Genomic DNA, 17,568 nt, shown 5'->3' with positions numbered 1-17,568 from the left:
TTACAAGCGCAAGAGGCTATGTAGGAGATTTACCCCGCTATTTGCGGGCAGTAAGACCCCCACCTTAAAATTTAGCGAAAGCAAAGAAGTTAGGGAGGGGATCTTGCTGCCTATCAAATCCCGATTGATGAGGGTTGATTAAAGTTTCACTTTTATATAATGGCACATAATATTGAGGGGGAAGAAAAATGGTAAGAGAACAGTTTCAAGGTGATTTAAAAGCGTTACAGCAAAAGGTGATCGAGCTTGGAGAATTAGCAAATGCGGCTTTATTGATGGCTATGGAAGGTCTGCATACAAGGGATGTAGAGAAAGCGTTAGAGGTCATTGATGGTGATTACCGCATGGATAATTTAGAAGAGGAAATAAACGATCTTGCGCTTATGCTCATTACGAAGCAGCAACCTGTAGCAAGTGACTTAAGAAGGATTTTTATTTCAATTAAAACAGCGACAGATTTAGAGCGTATTGCAGATCATGCTGTTAATATTGCAAAGGCTACAATTCGTCTTGGGGAAAAAGAAGTGGCTGTTAGTTTGCACAACCTGGATGAAATGTTTGCGGTTGCAAATGAGATGTTGCATTTAGCGTTAGAAGCATATGAACAAGAAAATTTAACTTTTGCGAAACAAATTGCTGAAATGGATGATTCCGTTGATGAAATATATGGAAAAGCAATTCGTGAGTTTATATCGTCGGTTCCGGAACAACCAGAAGCAATTACGCAAATTACACAATTATCATTTGTCGCGAGATATATTGAGCGTGTAGCAGATCATATTACAAATATTGCTGAAAATGTCTTTTATTTAGTAAAAGGAAAGCATTATTTATTGAATGAGTAGGAATAAAAGCAGGTGATGAGAAATCACCTGCTTTTTTTAGTCAAAACATGACAAAAAAAGCTCGTTGTTTCCTTTAGTTTATGATGATAAGATGTATCATAATGTAATGGAAAAATTAGTATATATGTTTGTCGTTAATAAGTATTATTTACCAATTTATAGTAAGCGCTTTCTTGTTGTTTGAAACATACGTTTTTATAGGTGAGAAATTTAATTATATGGTCTTCTAAATGAGGATTTGTTTAACTAATCAAGTTTATGCTGCTAGTTCATGTGGGATAGGGAATATACATATGGTATATGGAGTTACTGAACATTATATAAGTGGAGGCTGAAGTATATGAAGGGGGTTATTTTAGCTGGAGGAAAAGGAAGACGCCTTAGACCATTAACATGCAATACTCCAAAGCCGATGTTACCATTATTAGAAAAACCAGTTTTAGAATATAATATTGAGTTATTACGTCAGCATGGTATTCGTGAAATTGCAATTACTGTTCAATATATGAGTACGACCATTAAGCAATATTTTGGTGACGGTAGTAAATGGGGAGTTAACTTGTATTATTTTGAAGACTCTCCTCCGCTTGGCACAGCAGGGAGTATTAAACAAGCAGAACAATTTTTAGATGAAACATTTGTTGTGATAAGCGGGGATGCATTAACTGACTTTCAATTATCAGAAGGAATTAGGTTTCATGAACAAAAGAAAAGAATGGTAACAATGTTTGTGAAAGAAGTAGAAAATCCACTCTCATTTGGATTGGTTGTAATGAATAAAAACCAGGAGGTTACACGATATATAGAAAAGCCGGGCTGGAATGAGGTAGTATCTAATGTTGTGAATACAGGCATATATATTATGGAGCCAGAAATCTTTTCTTACATACCGCCTAGGCAATTTTTTGATTTCAGTCATGATGTGTTTCCATTATTGGCAAACAAAAATTTGTTATTCGCATATTTGTCAGAAGGTTATTGGTTAGATATCGGCACATTTAATCAATATCGACAAGCACAATTTGATTTGTTAACGAAAAAGTTACAAGTACCTATTCCTTATACAGAAGTATTACCTATGGTATGGATGGGGGAAGGGGTGACGATTGGTAAAGGGACGAAAATTCATGGCCCCTCTTTTATTGGAGAAGGAGCAAAGATTGGTACAGGAGCTGTAATTGAGCCATATTCTATTATTGGGAAAAATAGTATCGTTTCAAGTTATTCTCATCTTCAAAAAAGTATTGTTTTTGCGAATGCCCACATTGGGAAGTATTGTGAACTATTAGAAACGACAATAGGAGAGCGTACAATAGTTGAAGATGATGTTACACTGTTTCAAAAAAGTGTTGTAGCGGATCACTGTCATATCGGGAGAAGTACGGTAATTAAGCAAAAAGGAAAACTATGGCCTTATAAGGCGATTGATAGTCATTCGATAGTAGGAGCGGCTGGTATTCAAGAGAGTGAAATGAGTGCAGGGTGGTTACAAAAAAGCCGCATTGTAGGAAGAGGGAATGTTGAAATTACTCCCCAGTTTATCGTGAAGATTGCGATGGCGTATGGTTCTCTTTTTGAAAAAGGAGAAAGTATATTAATTGGAAGTCAAGAAAATATAGAAACAACCTCTTATAAAAATTTATTTTTACATGCTATTCATGGTATAGGGATTCATACGATGGAATGTAAAGAAATGAACGAGTCACTTTTTCAATATAGTGTTCATCATTTGCAATGTGCAGGTGGTGTTTTCATTCAAGTGGAGAATGAGAATGAGATTGTTATAAAGTTATACGGTCAAGCTGGCATGCCGTTAACGTATAAGCAGCAAAAAGAGATAGAACAAATATATATGTCCGAATTGTTTTATTACGTGCAGGAGAAAGAAATGGGGCGTAATAAGCTCGTTCATGTTTCTATGAATGAGTATATAGAAGTTATATTGGAGCATATTGATATCGAGAAAATACAGATGCAGAAGTTTCATCTTCTTATTAATAAGAGAAATGATACGTTGCAACATTTACTTATGCTCTTTCTGCAAAGACTTGGTTGTACAGTTACATGGATTTATGCAAGCGAACAAAAAGATCATGTGAAAGCTTTGATGAAATCAAGTAAAGCGAATATGGCTCTTATGTTTTCGGAGAAAGGAAATCATTTCGAGTTATACGATAAACATAGTAATATTTACCAAGGTACAGATTTTGAAGAGGTAGATATTCCAGATTTCTTGCTCGAATCGACAGGAAATATTTACCCAATGTCTTTGAAGTTAGGAGAATGTTATCTTCTATTTTATACGCAGGATGAAAGAAAATCGTTTCAAGTGAGGTGGAAGCGAGATATTTTATATCGGATTGGAAAATTATTCGAGCTAATAGCATTGCAAGGAAAAACGTTTCTCAGCATAGTAGAGCAATCACCTCCGCTCTATTTACTTTATGATGAAGTGGTATGTTCATGGAATGAAAAAGGGGAAATTATGAGGAAATTATTGGATGATATAGAAAGGAAGGGAGAAGGGATATTTGAAGGAGTGCAGTTCAAATATACTGAAAAAGAGTGGTCTTATATCGTTTCTGACATAAAACAACCAAAATTTTTGGTGTATTCACATGCTAGAAACCCAGTAATAGCAAGGGAAAATATGAAAAATCTTATAGAAAAAATTAGACAATATCAAAAGGTGTAGAATTTTTATTTTAAAAGTGGTATTATAGTATAGTCTGATTTAAGTTATTAGTACTGGAGGGAAATAAGAATGCGTGTGAATATTACTCTAGCATGTACAGAATGCGGAGATCGTAACTATATCTCAAAGAAAAATAAACGTAACAACGCTGAGCGTATCGAGCTTAAAAAGTATTGCAAGCGTGACAAGAAGTCTACGTTACACCGTGAAACAAAGTAAGCAGTAGGAATATTTTCCTACTGTTTCTTTTTTTATTCGATTCCTATGTTAAAAGTGATACACTATCAGCATAGAGTAAAGTGTCACTGTAAGGGGGAGAATGTGTGAAAGCAGAGAAAGTACGTTTGCGTAAACAAATAATAGAACACATGAATTCTTTATCAGAAGAACAGTATACAACTTTATCAGAACAGATTGCATTTTCGTTGTATGCGCAAAAAGAGTGGGTTGAAGCTAAAACAATTGGAATTACTCTTTCAATGGAAAATGAAGTGAATACATATCCTATTATCGAAAAAGCTTGGGAAGAAGGAAAGAAAGTTGTAGTTCCTAAGTGTAATAAAGGAACAAGAACGATGTCCTTCCGGCAAATTAATAATTTTGATCAATTAGAAACGGTGTATATGAATTTACGTGAACCGATTCCCGGGCTTACGGAAGAAGTGAATATGGATGAAATTGATCTTCAAATTGTCCCAGGCGTAGCTTATACAGAACGAGGAGAGCGAATTGGGTACGGCGGTGGCTATTATGATCGTTATCTCGTGCATTATAAAGGGAAAACGCTGTCATTAGCGTATGATTTTCAAATGGTAAAACACATTCCGGTAGAGCCATTTGATAAAAACATAGAAAAAATTATTACAGAAAAAGGAACACTGCTTACAAATAAGCTTGTATAGACAAATAAAAATTGACGAGACTTTTTCTTCTTGATTATAATAAAATATGTGAACGTTTTCTTATTATAATTTTTTATAGTAAGTGAGCATAGAGGGTGATGAAATGGTATCTATTTATGATATTCAGCAATTGCTAAAGAAATTTGGTACGATTATTTATACGGGAGATCGAATTGCAGATTTACAATTAATGCAAGATGAATTGCGTGAATTAAATCAATCACAGCTAATCGATCCACAAGACTATCAAACAGCTTTATTTTTATTGAAGCAAGAAATTCAAAAAGAGCTAAATAAGAATTAGATAAAGGTAGGTAAGCAACATGGAAGAGAAATGGTTAGTTGGTGTTGACCTTGGTGGTACAACGATTAAATTAGCATTTATTAATGTGTACGGTGAAATTTTACATAAGTGGGAAATCCCTACGAATACAGGTGAGCAAGGAAAACATATTACACTTGATGTTGCGAAAGCAATTGATAAAAAGCTAGAAGAATTAGGCGAATTGAAGAGCAAGTTAATTGGTATTGGTATGGGAGCTCCTGGTCCTGTACATGTGGCGTCTGGAATGATTTATGAAGCGGTTAATTTAGGATGGAAAAACTATCCGCTAAAAGATTTATTAGAAGTAGAAACAGGATTACCTGTTGTTATTGATAATGATGCAAACTTAGCAGCGCTTGGTGAAATGTGGAAAGGTGCTGGTGAAGGTGCAAAAGATTTAATCTGTATGACACTTGGTACGGGCGTTGGTGGTGGTGTAATCGCCAATGGTGAGATTGTACACGGCGTGAGTGGTGCTGCTGGTGAGATTGGACATATTACAGTCGTTACAGAAAATGCTTTCCCATGTAATTGCGGGAAGTCTGGTTGCTTAGAAACAGTAGCATCTGCGACAGGTATTGTACGTGTTGCTATGCAAAAAATACAAGAGACTAATAAAGAGAGCATGTTGCGTTCTATGTTAGCTGAAGAAGGACGTATTACATCAAAAGATGTCTTTGAAGCACTTGGACAAGGTGATGAATTAGCAGGTGAAGTAGTAGAAAAAGTAGCCTCTTATTTAGGATTAGCTGTAGCGAACCTTTCTAGTACATTGAACCCAGAGAAAATTGTTATTGGTGGAGGCGTGTCTAAAGCTGGAGATGCGCTATTAGAACCAATTCAACGCTATTTCGAGCAATACGCCTTCTCACGTGCTGTAAAGAGCACGAAGTTAGCTATTGCAACACTTGGTAATGATGCAGGTGTTATCGGAGGAGCTTGGCTTGTAAAAAAGCACAAATACGAAGCGAAGATGATATAAGTTGTGAAATATGAAAAGAGGAAGGGGGAACCCTTCCTCTTTTTGTGTGAAATCTCGATGAAGAATAAAGTGTAAACGAATTAAGCTGCTGGTGGATACCCGTTATATAGAACAGTCATGATCGTAAACCATCCGAAAACGAGTACAGTTGCAATTGCAAAGCCGCTCGCGAAAAAGTTTTTTTCACGAAGTGTTCTAAGCGTAGCAAATACAGCTAACAGAGTGACAAGTGTAAAAATAATAACAAGGCCCATACAATATCCTCCTCTGTCTACCCATTTCTTATTATGAGTTTTTGGAATATTTACTCTTTTATATTGTACATGTTTTAAAAATGATTGTCGAGATAGCATCCTTTCTTTTCCTCAGAGAAAGAAATGTTGTATCATTAAAAGTAAGTTTAATAACTGGAGGAGATTTTCATATGAAATGGATACAAATGCCGTTAGGCCCATTACAAACAAATGCTTATATTTTAATGAACGATCAAAAAGAGTGCATTATCTTTGACCCTGGTCATGAAGGTGAAAAGCTCGTTACATATTTACAAGAAGAACAATTAAAACCATTAGCTGTTTTATTAACACATGCTCACTTTGATCATATCGGTGCTGTTGATGCGGTAAGAGACACTTTTCATATTCCTGTGTACGTACATAAAGAAGAAGCAGATTGGTTAGGAGATGCAACTGTAAACGGCTCTCAAATTTTTATGATGAACCGCAGTATTACAGCAAAACCAGCGGATCATATTATTGATGCAGAAGGTACATTAACAATTGGATCATTTAATTTTGAAATTTTTGAGACACCAGGACATTCTCCAGGAAGTATTTCTTATTATAGTAAAGAGGCGAATGCTGTATTCTCAGGAGATGTATTGTTCCAAATGAGCATTGGAAGAACAGATTTACCTGGTGGAAGTTTCGCTGAATTAATTGGAAGTATTGAAGAGAAATTATTTGTATTACCAGATGAAACAGCGGTTTTATGTGGACATGGTCCAGAAACAAGCATTGGCTTTGAAAAAGAAAATAATCCGTTTTTACAATAAGGAGTCATTATGGGAATGGAGCTCATTTTAAGAGAATGGATGGGGAAAGAAAAGGATTATTCAATTTCATATAGTACGTATATGAACCTTGTATTGTATACAGAAGGTCATGGATATTATATGAAAGAACGTGAAAAGATTGGAAGACAAGGGGATTTTTTTACAAGTAGCAACGTATCCTCTGTGTTTGCAAAAACTTTTGCTAAACTTTTTATTCGTCTTGTTGAAAATGGTGAAGTTGCTCCGAATATTTGTGAAATTGGCGGAGGAACAGGGAAGTTTGCCTATGATGTTTTACAAGAATGGAAGCAATTATCTCCAAAAACCTTTATTGATTTAAACTATTCAATGATTGAAGTGAGCCCTTTTCATAGAAAATTACAGCAGGAGCACCTTGGCTCATTTTCTAATGTATCGTACTATACCTCCTATAGTGAAATGGGAGATTCTTTCGAGGGAATTCTTTTTTCGAATGAGTTGTTTGATGCATTTCCTGTTGAAATAATTGAGAAAAGAAATGGTATGTTGTATGAAGTACGTATTACATATACAGAGGAAGGAAACCTTTCAGAAGTATGTAGGCCGTTAGATAAAAGAATTGGTCGCTATTTATTGAAATATAATATTTATATTGCTGAAGGGCAACGTTTTGAAGTACCAATTGTGATGGAGGAGTATATAAAAGAAATTGCGAAATGGTTTCAAAAAGGTATATGTATTACAGTTGATTACGGATACACAAAAGAAGAATGGATGCATCCAGCACACCGTGAAGGAAGTTTGCGAGGGTATTATCAGCATAAGCTAATACGTAACCCACTAGCGCATCCAGGTGAAATGGATCTTACTACTCATATTCATTGGGACGAGCTAAAGGAGATGTTTAGTATGCAAGGAATGAGTGCAGTATGGCATAAGAAACAATCTGAGTTCTTGTTAGCTGCAGGGATATTAGAACAGCTTACGAGCCATCAAGATATGAATCCTTTTTCTGAAACGCAAAAACAAAATCGAGCCGTTCGTTCTATGATTTTGAATGGAGGAGTAGGGAGTGCATTTGATGTTGTTATACATACAAAAGATATGCAACATTTACATTTGGATCGATATGTAACAATATAAAAAACAAGACACAGTATATACTGTGTCTTGTTTTTTAATACGACTTATGTAGTATTATATATTTCCTCTCATGATATATATTTATATTAAAGATATGAGATGAAAAATATAGAATACGTTCTTTTTCTTCGATTATTAGTCCCTAACCTAATAATACGCGAACGAGTTGAATGATTGTTTCATTCTCTACTTTGTAATAAATTTCCAATCCTTTTCTTTCACTAGAAACGATTTTAGCGCTTTTTAATTTTGCTAAATGCTGTGAAATTGTAGATTGTGGCATGTTTAAGCCAGTATACATTGTAGAAACGTTGCTTGGACCGCGCTCGATTAATCCTTTTACGATACATAAACGAACAGGATGAGCTAGCACTTTTAATAATTCTGCATTACTTTCATATAGTTCTAATTCTTTTTGAAAGGTTTCTAACATGTTCTTTTCCACCTCCGTGTGAGCTATTATACCATACTATACATACCAAAAATTTAAAGAAAAGAAAATAGTTGTTGCAGAAAAAAAGTCCTAAAGTAAAGAAATTGTAAGAAAAGAGACCCTGATGTAAATAAAATAGGTAAATTAGCATGTTTTTGTAAAATGACATTTTTGGGTGAAAATTTCGATGCGTTTTAAAAATTGAAAGATATAGATATATTTGTAACACAATTTTATCATGATTTTCTTATTCTTTCAAATGAATATACGAAATTTTTAAAATAATATGACAAAGGAATTATAATGATATATATAGAATATAAAACAGGTTAAAAGAAAAGAAGCTGAATGTAATTCGCTTCTTTATGGTGATAATGAAATATTTGCTTACGGCTGATAAATCTTAGGATGATCAAGTCATTAGTCATTTATTCTAAAATTCATCTTTTAGCAACGTTAAAAACCTGTGATTCCATATGTTCTCATAAAAATCAATTGTCTCTTTTGCGGACATAAAAGGATTATTCAACGTAGAGGTTGTTTTCTGTACCATAAAGTTTTCGTATCCTAGTCCGTGGGCAAACTTAATCGTAGCATCCATACAGTACTCTGTTTGGGCGCCACAAAATTCAATGCAATTTACAGATAATTGATCTAAAATTTCTTTTAAGTTTGTTTTATAAAATGAATTTGCATGTGTTTTTCTTACAAAAAAATCTTGTTCTTGAACATCTAGATCGGTATGAATAGCCCAAAGTTCTTTCTCGGGTACTAAATCATCATCACAATGTTGAACAAAAAGGATTGGTTTATTTAATTTTCTGTATGAATAAATTCTTTTATTTACTTTTGTTAGTAAGTTCTGTAAATCAAATAAATGCTCCTCGCTATAACATACGCCATTTTGTAAATCGATAACGATTAAAATATCTGAACAAATATCCATTATTTTCACCCCTTTTTATTTCTTAATATATCAATTAATCCATTATTTAGAAATAGATGATATACTTTTATTTTTTTATGGACTATAAGAAAAGAAGAAATTCAAATGAATATAACTAAAACGCAGAAAAAGAAGATATGAAAACCTAATCTCATATCTTCTTTTTCTCTATGCATTTACAGGTTCTTCTACATAAGAAAGGGCATTTTCAAAATCGGATATTAAATCGTTAACATTTTCAAGACCGACTGATAACCGAAGTAATGAATTAGAGATTCCTCTTTCATCACGAGCTTCTTGCGACAGTGCTGCATGTGACATTTTTGCTGGATAAGAAAGAATTGACTCTACAGCTCCTAAACTAACTGCAAAAACAGGTAATTTTACTTTTGATAAAAATTGGCGGAGTGCATCTTCTGACTGCAAAGTAAACGATAAGACCGCTCCAGCTGATGTTGCTTGAGATTGTTGAATATCAAATCCGAGATGTGTTTGTAATCCCGGATAATAGACATTTTGTACTTTAGCGTGCTCTTGTAAATAATGTGCGATTTTATTGGCATTTTTAGCTGAATGCTCGAGGCGTACGTGCAATGTTTTTAGACCGCGAAGTACGAGAGAACAATCTTGAGGTCCTAAAATAGCACCGAATGCATTTTGTAAAAATCCAAGCTTTTGAGCGAGTTCTGCATCTTTTACTACTGCTAATCCGGCAGTAACATCACTATGACCAGCAATAAATTTTGTAGCACTATGAAGAACGACATCAGCTCCAAGTTCAAGTGGTTTTTGGAATAGTGGTGTCAAAAATGTATTATCAACAAAAGTAAGAGCGCCAATAGATTTTGCGAGTTTAGAAACCTCGCGAATATCTGTCACTTTTAAAAGTGGGTTAGAAGGTGTTTCTACATAAAAGAGCTTTGTATTTGGTTTCATGTTTTGTTTTATTTCTTCTAAATTGGTCATATCAACAAATGTATGTGAAACACCGTAACGGGAGAGTACCTCAGTTATCACTCGGTAAGTGCCTCCGTACACATCTTCTGAAATGAGTACGTGATCACCTTGTGAAAGAAGGAGGAATGCAGTGGAAATCGCTGCAATGCCTGATGCAAAGGCGAATCCTTTTGTTCCGCCTTCTAATAAAGCAATGATATCTTCAAGAGCTTCACGAGTTGGATTTCCTGACCTGCTATAGTCATATTTTCCGAACGTATCTACATCAAACTGGTGAAAAGTTGATGTGTTATAAATAGGAACGTTCACAGCGCCTGTTTGCGAGTCATGTTTATATTGGTTGTGTAGTAAGAGTGTATCTATAGAATAGCTCATATTCTTACACCTTCTTTTACGAGTTTAATGGCTTGCTTTAAGTCTTGAATTAAATCGTTACTATTTTCAATGCCAACTGAGAATCGAAGAAGACGATTGCATACGCCGTTTGCTGTTCTAATTTCTTCAGGAATATCAGCATGTGTTTGCGTTGCTGGATAAGTCATTAAACTTTCTACACCACCAAGACTTTCGGCAAATGTAATTAAGGATAAAGATTGTAAGAATGGATTAATCCAAGCTTCATCTTTAAGGCGGAATGAAATCATGCCGCCTCTTCCTGGATAAAATACATCTGTCACCCCGTCTTCATCATTTAAATACGCAACAACTGCTTTCGCATTTTCTTCATGTTGTCTCATGCGAAGCGCTAACGTTTTCATACCGCGAATTAATAACCATGAGTCAAATGGGCTTAAAACTGCACCTGATGCATTATGATAATGAGCGATTTCCTCGCAAAGTTCCTTTCCTTTTGCAACGACAAGCCCGCTTAGTACATCGTTATGTCCCCCTAAATATTTCGTTGCGCTATGAAGTACAATGTCAGCACCTTCTGTTAATGGTTGCTGTATATAAGGTGTGTAGAATGTGTTGTCTACAATAAGAAGTAGTCCGTGCCTTTTCGCTACAGTTGCGACAGCAGCAATATCAGTAACTTGCATTAATGGATTAGTTGGAGTTTCTATGAAAATAGCCTTCGTTTCAGTTGTGATAGCTTGCTCAATTTGTTTAATAGACTGTGTATTTACGTATCTACATCGAACATTCCACTTTTTTTCATGCTCAGAAAATAATCGATACGTTCCCCCGTATAAATCTTCAGATACAATAAGTTCGTCTCCAGAGCGGAATAGAGAAAGGACGAGGAGAACAGCCGCCATCCCTGAACTACAGGCATAACCTTTTTCGCCATATTCTAAGTCTGCGATCGCCTGTTCTAAAAGACCGCGAGTTGGATTGCCAGTTCGTGAATAGTCAAAGCCAGTAGATTTACCAATTCCTTCGTGGCGATAAGCGGTTGAGAAATAAACTGGTGGATTAACCGTTCCAGTTGTAGTTTCACTACGATTTCCGATTTGTGCTAGTTTTGTTTCGATTGTTGACATGTGAAAATTCCTCCTTTTTAAATTGAAACATTAAGTGAATATAAAATAAAAAAAGCCTTCTAAGAAGAAGGCTTTCGGTTTGAATAGAGTCTTCTTCTCATCTGTCAAATCTTTCACAATTTGCTGGAATTAGCACCTTATTAACAAAATGTTAATGGTTGCTGAGGCGTCACAGGGCCAGTCCCTCTACCTCTCTAGATAAGAATGTTCGTATGAAATTTTTATTATGTTTTTAACTTTACAATAAAAGATAATTGAATTGCAACTTTATTTTAAATAATTTTTATTTTTCCGCAAGTGTCATTGACTTTTAATTTTGTGCATGCTAAATTTATTAAAAAATTAACAAACATTGTTAAAAGGGGAACGCATTTCCTTTTAGCTACATAAATAAAATAATAAAGACAACTCTTATTGAGAGCGGTGGAGGGAAAGGCCCTGTGAAACCCGGCAACCTTCAAACGAAATGTTTGAAACGGTGCTAATACCTGCAAAACGAATGTTTTGCATAATAAGAGGAGGAACAATTATGTCCCCCTCTTCAAAGTGAAGAGGGGGTTTTTATATTGATAGAAATGAGGGAGATTCGTGAAATTACTAGATTTATTATCAAAAGGAATTGTAATAGGTGATGGTGCGGTTGGAACGTTATTGCATTCACATGGTTTGCAAAGTAGCTTTGAAGAATTGAACGTATCTGATCCAGATCTAATTATATCCATTCATAAACAATATGTAGCTGCTGGAGCAGATGTAATTCAAACGAATACGTATGGAGCAAATGAGGCGAAATTACGTATGTATGGTTTAGAAAATCAAGTTACAAAAATTAATAGAGCGGCAGTGAAATTGGCGAAAGCATCTGTGACAGATAAAAATGCAATTTTAGGAACAATTGGTGGTATGAAACATATCGGAGCTGTTACAACGACTGATATGGAAAGGGAGTTTATGTTACTTGAACAGGCGGGGGCTTTACTAGAAGAACAGGTTGATGGATTACTATTAGAAACTTTTTATGATGAATTTGAATTACTTCATGCTGTTAAAGTGTTGCGTAAGCAAACGAATATTCCGATTGTTGCGCAATTAGCGTTACATGAAGCAGGTACGACTCAAAATGGAAATGATGTCAATGAAATATTAAAGCAGTTTATAGATTACGGTGCAAATGTTGTTGGATTGAATTGTCAACTGGGGCCGCTTCATATGACGGAAGCTTTCAAAATGATATCGATTCCGCAAAATGGCTATTTATCAGCATACCCAAATGCAGGTCTCCCGAATTATGTAGAGGGACGTTACGTATATGAGGGAAGTCCAGCTTATTTTGAAGCAATGACACCGAAATTTATTGAGCAAGGTATTCGGTTATTGGGTGGCTGTTGTGGTACGACTCCAGAACATATTCAAAGTATGAAGCGCGCTGTTGCGAATATTACCCCTGTAATAGAAAAAGAAACGATTCAAAGGCCAAAAGTCGTTCATACGCATGAGAAACGTTCGAAGGCTCACGTCACTCTAGCAGAGAAAGCAAAAAAACAAACGACAGTTGTAGTGGAATTAGATCCACCGAAAACGTTAGATACACAGCGTTTTTTTGAAGGAGCAAGAGCGTTAAAAAGAGCGGGAGCAGATGCTATTACTCTAGCAGATAATTCATTAGCATCGCCTCGTGTCTCTAATATGGCGATGGGTGCGTTATTAACGAAGCATGATATCCCAGTATTGACGCATTTAACGTGTAGAGATCATAACGTCATTGGACTACAATCTCATTTGTTAGGTTTATCGGCGTTAGGGATGGAAGAAGTGTTAGCTTTAACTGGTGATCCAGCGCGCGTTGGTGATTTTCCCGGTGCCACTTCTGTATATGATTTATCCTCTATTGAGCTTATTAAAATGATTAAAGAAATGAACGATGGACGTTCAATTTTAGGGAAATCAATTGGACCGGCGACAAGGTTTTCTGTAGGCGGCGCATTTAATCCTCACGTGAGGCACTTAAAAGCAGCAGTTAAGCGAATGGAACGAAAAATAGATGCTGGAGCGGAGTATTTTTTAACTCAGCCAATTTACGATATCAAGTTAATTGAAGAAGTGTATGAAGCGACAAAGCATTTGGAACAACCTATTTTTATTGGAATTATGCCGTTAGTAAGTAAGCGGAATGCAGATTTTCTTCATTTTGAGGTGCCGGGTATTACTCTTCCTGAAGAAATAAGAGAGAGAATGGATGGACATGAAACGAAAGAGGCAGCAATTGAGGAAGGGATTCGCATTTCACAAGAATTGGTCGACGCAGCGATGAAATATTTTAATGGTATTTATCTTATTACACCATTTTTAAAGTATGAAATTACAGAACATCTTGTTAAATATGTAAGAGAAAAGCAAGAAGTGAAAGAAGGTATTAATTGATGAAGTGTATAGAAGAAAAATTGAAAAATAGCATTTTAATATTAGATGGTGCAATGGGGACAATGATTCAGCAAGAGGATTTAACTGCTGAAGATTTCGGAGGAGAAGAGTACGAGGGCTGTAATGAATATTTAGTGGAAACAAGACCAGACGTTATTTTAAAGATTCATAAAGCTTATATTGAAGCTGGAGCGGATATTATTGAAACAAATACATTTGGGGCAACGAATATTGTACTAAGTGATTATGAGCTGTCTCATTTAGATGAAGAACTAAATGAAAAGGCAGCACTTTTGGCGAAGCAAGCTGTTAAAGAAAGCGGGAATGAAGTATATGTTGCGGGAGCGATGGGACCAACAACGAAAGCAATTAGTGTTACTGGTGGTGTGACTTTTGAAGAATTGATTGAGGCTTATACAAGGCAGGCACGAGGATTATTAAAAGGAGAAGTTGATGTATTACTCGTTGAGACGAGTCAAGATATGCGTAACGTGAAAGCAGCTTATATTGGAATTCAAGCTGCTTTTGAAGAACTGAAAAAAACGGTTCCTATTATGATTTCAGGTACGATTGAGCCAATGGGAACGACTCTGGCTGGGCAAACAATTGAAGCTTTTTATTTATCAGTAGAACATATGAAACCATTATCTGTTGGGTTAAACTGTGCGACTGGTCCGGAGTTTATGAGGGACCATATTCGTTCACTATCTGATTTATCGGAGTGTTACATTTCTTGTTATCCAAATGCAGGTCTTCCTGATGAAGATGGACATTATCATGAATCTCCATCTTCTCTTGCTGAAAAGGTGAAGCGATTTGCTGAAGAAGGGTGGGTTAATATTATTGGTGGTTGTTGTGGCACGACACCAGAACATATAAAAGCAATGAAATCCGCGCTAGCATCTCTTAAGCCTCGTGACCATCATGAGAGAGAAGGACATGGAATTAGTGGATTAGAAGCACTGCAATATGATGAGTCTATGAGACCGTTATTTGTAGGTGAAAGAACGAATGTTATTGGGTCACGTAAATTTAAACGATTAGTAGCAGAAGGGAAATTTGAAGAGGCTGCTGAAGTGGCAAGAGCGCAAGTGAAGAAAAATGCTCATATTATTGATATTTGTATGGCAGATCCTGATCGCGATGAAATAGAAGATATGGAAAACTTCTTAGCAGAAGTTACGAAAGTTTTAAAAGTACCGATTATGATTGATTCAACAGATGAAAATGTGATGGAGCGAGCTCTTACTTATATTCAAGGAAAAGCTGTTATTAATTCAATTAATTTAGAAGATGGAGAAGAACGATTTAAAAAAGTGACACCGCTTCTTCAGAAGTATGGTGCTGCTATAGTTGTAGGAACAATTGATGAAGACGGTATGGCGGTTAGTGCGGAGCGAAAGATAGAAATTGCGAAAAGAAGCTATGAATTACTTACAAAGAAGTATGGGATACGCCCGTCAGATATTATTTTTGATGCACTTGTGTTTCCGGTAGGGACAGGTGATGAAGAATATATTGGTTCAGCAGCAGCGACTATAGAAGGAATTCGCCTTATTAAAGAAGCGTTACCAGAGTGTTTAACGATTTTAGGGGTAAGTAACATATCATTTGGTTTACCACCGGCTGGACGTGAGGTATTAAATTCAGTCTTTTTATATCATGCTACGAAAGCAGGGTTAGATTACGCGATTGTGAATACGGAAAAATTAGAACGCTATGCGTCGATTCCAGAGGAAGAAAAACGCCTTGCAGATGCACTACTGTTTGAAACGACGAAAGAGACGTTAGAAGAATTTACAAACTTTTACCGAGTTGCTAAAAAGAAAGATATCGTTGTGCAAGAAACGTTAACGCTTGATGAAAGACTAGCAAATTATATTGTAGAAGGTACGAAACAAGGATTACACGAGGATTTAAGTCTTGCGCTTGAAGAAGGAAGAAAACCTCTTGATATTATTAACGGTCCGCTTATGACAGGGATGGATGAGGTAGGACGACTATTTAATAATAATGAACTTATTGTTGCTGAAGTATTGCAAAGTGCTGAAAGTATGAAAGCTGCTGTAAGCTATTTAGAGCCACATATGGAATCTAGTGATAGTGCGAAAAAAGGGAAAGTATTATTAGCAACTGTAAAAGGTGACGTGCATGATATTGGGAAAAATCTCGTTGAAATTATTTTAGCAAATAACGGATATGAGATTATTAATTTAGGAATTAATGTACGTTCGGATCGAATTGTTCAAGAAGTACAAGAAAAGAAGCCGGATATTATAGGGCTTTCCGGTTTATTAGTAAAATCAGCGCAACAAATGGTAACGACTGCTGAAGATTTAAAAGCAGCAAATATTGATGTTCCCATTGTTGTAGGTGGTGCAGCGTTAACGAGAAAGTTTACAGATAATCGGATTTCACCATCATATAAAGGGCTCGTTTGTTATGCGAGTGATGCGATGACGGGGCTCGATATTATTAATAAGCTTCAAAAAGAAGAAGAGCGTGAGAAGATGAAACAGGATAAAAAAGAACGTCATCTTCATATCGTAAAAAAAGAGGAGAAGAAAGTAGAAATTCCAGCAGTAATTGAGCCATTACCGAAGGCTGAAGTTATCGTGCCTGATTCAACAAAACGAATTGTATTACGCGATATTCCGGCCCTTCATCTCGCTCCATTTTTAAATAGACAAATGCTACTTGGGCATCACCTTGGATTAAAAGGAAATGTGAAGAAGCTTTTGAAAGAGGGAGATAAGAGAGCACATGAATTAAATGATTTAATAGATGAATTATTGCAGGAAGGACAATCTTGGTTAAAGCCGAAAGCAGTGTATCAATTTTTCCCAGCGCAAAGCGACGGACAAAACATTGTAATATATGATCCAGAAGATCATACGCGTGTTATAGAGCGTTTCACATTCCCTAGACAAGGAAAGGCTCCCTATCGTACTTTAGGTGATTATTTGCGCCCAATAGGAGATGAGATGGACTATGTTGCTTTCTTATCTGTTACGGTTGGGGAAGGAGTTCGGGACATTGCTGAAGAGTGGAAGGCGAAAGGTGATTACTTACGTAGTCATGCCATTCAATCGTTAGCGCTTGAATTAGCGGAAGGACTTGCTGAAAAAACACATATGCTCATTCGTGACCGCTGGGGCATTCCGGACTCACCTGAACTGACGATGGAAGAACGTTTCCGTACGAAATATAGAGGAATACGAGTGTCATTTGGTTATCCGGCGTGTCCAGAACTTGCAGATCAAGAAAAGTTATTTCGCTTAATTCATCCAGAGGAAATAGGTATTTCATTAACAGAAGGATTCATGATGGAGCCAGAAGCGTCCGTAACGGCTATGGTATTTTCTCACCCTGAGGCAAGATATTTTAGTGTATTATAGTCTA

15 protein-coding genes and 2 riboswitches are annotated in these 17,568 nt (G+C 36.0%); of the genes, 10 read left to right on the top strand and 5 right to left on the bottom strand.

What is annotated here, in order from left to right:
• Positions 1-188 precede the first annotated feature (188 nt).
• The 6 genes from phoU (at position 189) to glcK (ending at position 5,749) form a co-directional block, all read left to right on the top strand.
• Positions 189-845 carry a phosphate signaling complex protein PhoU gene (gene phoU, locus N2V80_RS21370; RefSeq protein ID WP_000251243.1) on the top strand — a complete coding sequence of 219 codons (657 nt, stop codon included), beginning with the start codon at positions 189-191 and terminating at the stop codon, positions 843-845.
• A gap of 340 nt (positions 846-1,185) precedes the next feature.
• Positions 1,186-3,540, top strand: coding sequence for a sugar phosphate nucleotidyltransferase (locus tag N2V80_RS21365; protein ID WP_000679343.1), 2,355 nt, complete (start codon positions 1,186-1,188; stop codon positions 3,538-3,540).
• A 69-nt stretch (positions 3,541-3,609) separates the two neighbouring features.
• The gene (rpmG, locus tag N2V80_RS21360; RefSeq protein ID WP_001265616.1) at positions 3,610-3,759 is read left to right on the top strand and encodes a 50S ribosomal protein L33; all 150 of its coding nucleotides are present in this window, start codon (positions 3,610-3,612) and stop codon (positions 3,757-3,759) included.
• Positions 3,760-3,863: 104 nt separating this feature from the next.
• Entirely contained in the window at positions 3,864-4,442 is a 579-nt protein-coding gene (locus tag N2V80_RS21355) for a 5-formyltetrahydrofolate cyclo-ligase (RefSeq protein ID WP_000642751.1), read from the top strand.
• A 103-nt stretch (positions 4,443-4,545) separates the two neighbouring features.
• Complete coding sequence (locus tag N2V80_RS21350) at positions 4,546-4,746, top strand: YqgQ family protein (RefSeq protein ID WP_000253699.1); 201 nt, start codon at positions 4,546-4,548, stop codon at positions 4,744-4,746.
• A gap of 19 nt (positions 4,747-4,765) precedes the next feature.
• A complete protein-coding gene (gene glcK, locus N2V80_RS21345) occupies positions 4,766-5,749 on the top strand; it encodes a glucokinase (RefSeq protein ID WP_000391701.1) in 984 nt (327 codons plus the stop codon).
• A gap of 80 nt (positions 5,750-5,829) precedes the next feature.
• Here glcK and N2V80_RS21340 read toward each other — a convergent pair whose 3' ends face one another.
• The gene (locus N2V80_RS21340) at positions 5,830-6,003 is read right to left on the bottom strand and encodes a DUF2759 domain-containing protein (protein ID WP_000524852.1); all 174 of its coding nucleotides are present in this window, start codon (positions 6,001-6,003) and stop codon (positions 5,830-5,832) included.
• A 170-nt stretch (positions 6,004-6,173) separates the two neighbouring features.
• Between N2V80_RS21340 and N2V80_RS21335 the strand changes: the two genes are divergently transcribed.
• Together N2V80_RS21335 and N2V80_RS21330 are read left to right on the top strand one after the other, a co-directional pair.
• Positions 6,174-6,803: an MBL fold metallo-hydrolase gene (locus N2V80_RS21335; protein ID WP_000871233.1), complete on the top strand. Its 630-nt coding sequence runs from the start codon at positions 6,174-6,176 to the stop codon at positions 6,801-6,803.
• Between the two features lie 9 nt (positions 6,804-6,812).
• The gene (locus N2V80_RS21330; protein WP_061654478.1) at positions 6,813-7,925 is read left to right on the top strand and encodes a class I SAM-dependent methyltransferase; all 1,113 of its coding nucleotides are present in this window, start codon (positions 6,813-6,815) and stop codon (positions 7,923-7,925) included.
• Positions 7,926-8,067: 142 nt separating this feature from the next.
• On the opposite strand, the gene N2V80_RS21325 is transcribed toward N2V80_RS21330, so the two are convergent.
• From N2V80_RS21325 to metI, 4 genes are all read right to left on the bottom strand, one after another.
• A complete protein-coding gene (locus N2V80_RS21325; RefSeq protein ID WP_000894377.1) occupies positions 8,068-8,358 on the bottom strand; it encodes an ArsR/SmtB family transcription factor in 291 nt (96 codons plus the stop codon).
• 433 nt (positions 8,359-8,791) lie between these two features.
• Positions 8,792-9,304, bottom strand: a complete 513-nt coding sequence (locus N2V80_RS21320) for a cysteine hydrolase family protein (protein ID WP_000350341.1) — start codon at positions 9,302-9,304, stop codon at positions 8,792-8,794.
• A gap of 168 nt (positions 9,305-9,472) precedes the next feature.
• Positions 9,473-10,636 (bottom strand): cystathionine beta-lyase, encoded by a 1,164-nt coding sequence (metC, locus tag N2V80_RS21315; protein WP_000122301.1) that lies wholly within the window; start codon positions 10,634-10,636, stop codon positions 9,473-9,475.
• Positions 10,633-11,745, bottom strand: coding sequence for a cystathionine gamma-synthase/O-acetylhomoserine thiolyase (gene metI, locus N2V80_RS21310; protein ID WP_061654477.1), 1,113 nt, complete (start codon positions 11,743-11,745; stop codon positions 10,633-10,635). The genes metC and metI overlap by 4 nt, the downstream gene beginning before the upstream one ends.
• A gap of 94 nt (positions 11,746-11,839) precedes the next feature.
• Positions 11,840-11,950, bottom strand: a riboswitch (SAM riboswitch).
• Positions 11,951-12,153: 203 nt separating this feature from the next.
• Positions 12,154-12,263, top strand: a riboswitch (SAM riboswitch).
• Positions 12,264-12,333: 70 nt separating this feature from the next.
• Between metI and N2V80_RS21305 the strand changes: the two genes are divergently transcribed.
• Together N2V80_RS21305 and metH are read left to right on the top strand one after the other, a co-directional pair.
• Positions 12,334-14,166, top strand: a complete 1,833-nt coding sequence (locus N2V80_RS21305) for a bifunctional homocysteine S-methyltransferase/methylenetetrahydrofolate reductase (protein ID WP_000770360.1) — start codon at positions 12,334-12,336, stop codon at positions 14,164-14,166.
• Positions 14,166-17,564, top strand: a complete 3,399-nt coding sequence (gene metH, locus N2V80_RS21300) for a methionine synthase (protein WP_044584861.1) — start codon at positions 14,166-14,168, stop codon at positions 17,562-17,564. Before N2V80_RS21305 ends, metH begins: the two co-directional genes overlap by 1 nt.
• Positions 17,565-17,568 lie beyond the last annotated feature (4 nt).

This window comes from Bacillus sp. FSL W8-0640, assembly GCF_038007725.1.
Lineage (GTDB): Bacteria > Bacillota > Bacilli > Bacillales > Bacillaceae_G > Bacillus_A > Bacillus_A cereus.
This window is presented reverse-complemented; position numbering and strand designations above follow the sequence as displayed.

Coding starts and splice junctions, on each gene's coding strand:
- metC (WP_000122301.1), bottom strand. CDS start 10,636: ATGAGCTATTCTATAGATACACTCTTACTACACAACCAATATAAACAT.
- N2V80_RS21325 (WP_000894377.1), bottom strand. CDS start 8,358: ATGTTAGAAACCTTTCAAAAAGAATTAGAACTATATGAAAGTAATGCA.
- metI (WP_061654477.1), bottom strand. CDS start 11,745: ATGTCAACAATCGAAACAAAACTAGCACAAATCGGAAATCGTAGTGAA.
- N2V80_RS21320 (WP_000350341.1), bottom strand. CDS start 9,304: ATGGATATTTGTTCAGATATTTTAATCGTTATCGATTTACAAAATGGC.
- N2V80_RS21365 (WP_000679343.1), top strand. CDS start 1,186: ATGAAGGGGGTTATTTTAGCTGGAGGAAAAGGAAGACGCCTTAGACCA.
- rpmG (WP_001265616.1), top strand. CDS start 3,610: ATGCGTGTGAATATTACTCTAGCATGTACAGAATGCGGAGATCGTAAC.
- phoU (WP_000251243.1), top strand. CDS start 189: ATGGTAAGAGAACAGTTTCAAGGTGATTTAAAAGCGTTACAGCAAAAG.
- metH (WP_044584861.1), top strand. CDS start 14,166: ATGAAGTGTATAGAAGAAAAATTGAAAAATAGCATTTTAATATTAGAT.
- N2V80_RS21350 (WP_000253699.1), top strand. CDS start 4,546: ATGGTATCTATTTATGATATTCAGCAATTGCTAAAGAAATTTGGTACG.
- glcK (WP_000391701.1), top strand. CDS start 4,766: ATGGAAGAGAAATGGTTAGTTGGTGTTGACCTTGGTGGTACAACGATT.
- N2V80_RS21340 (WP_000524852.1), bottom strand. CDS start 6,003: ATGGGCCTTGTTATTATTTTTACACTTGTCACTCTGTTAGCTGTATTT.
- N2V80_RS21330 (WP_061654478.1), top strand. CDS start 6,813: ATGGGAATGGAGCTCATTTTAAGAGAATGGATGGGGAAAGAAAAGGAT.
- N2V80_RS21335 (WP_000871233.1), top strand. CDS start 6,174: ATGAAATGGATACAAATGCCGTTAGGCCCATTACAAACAAATGCTTAT.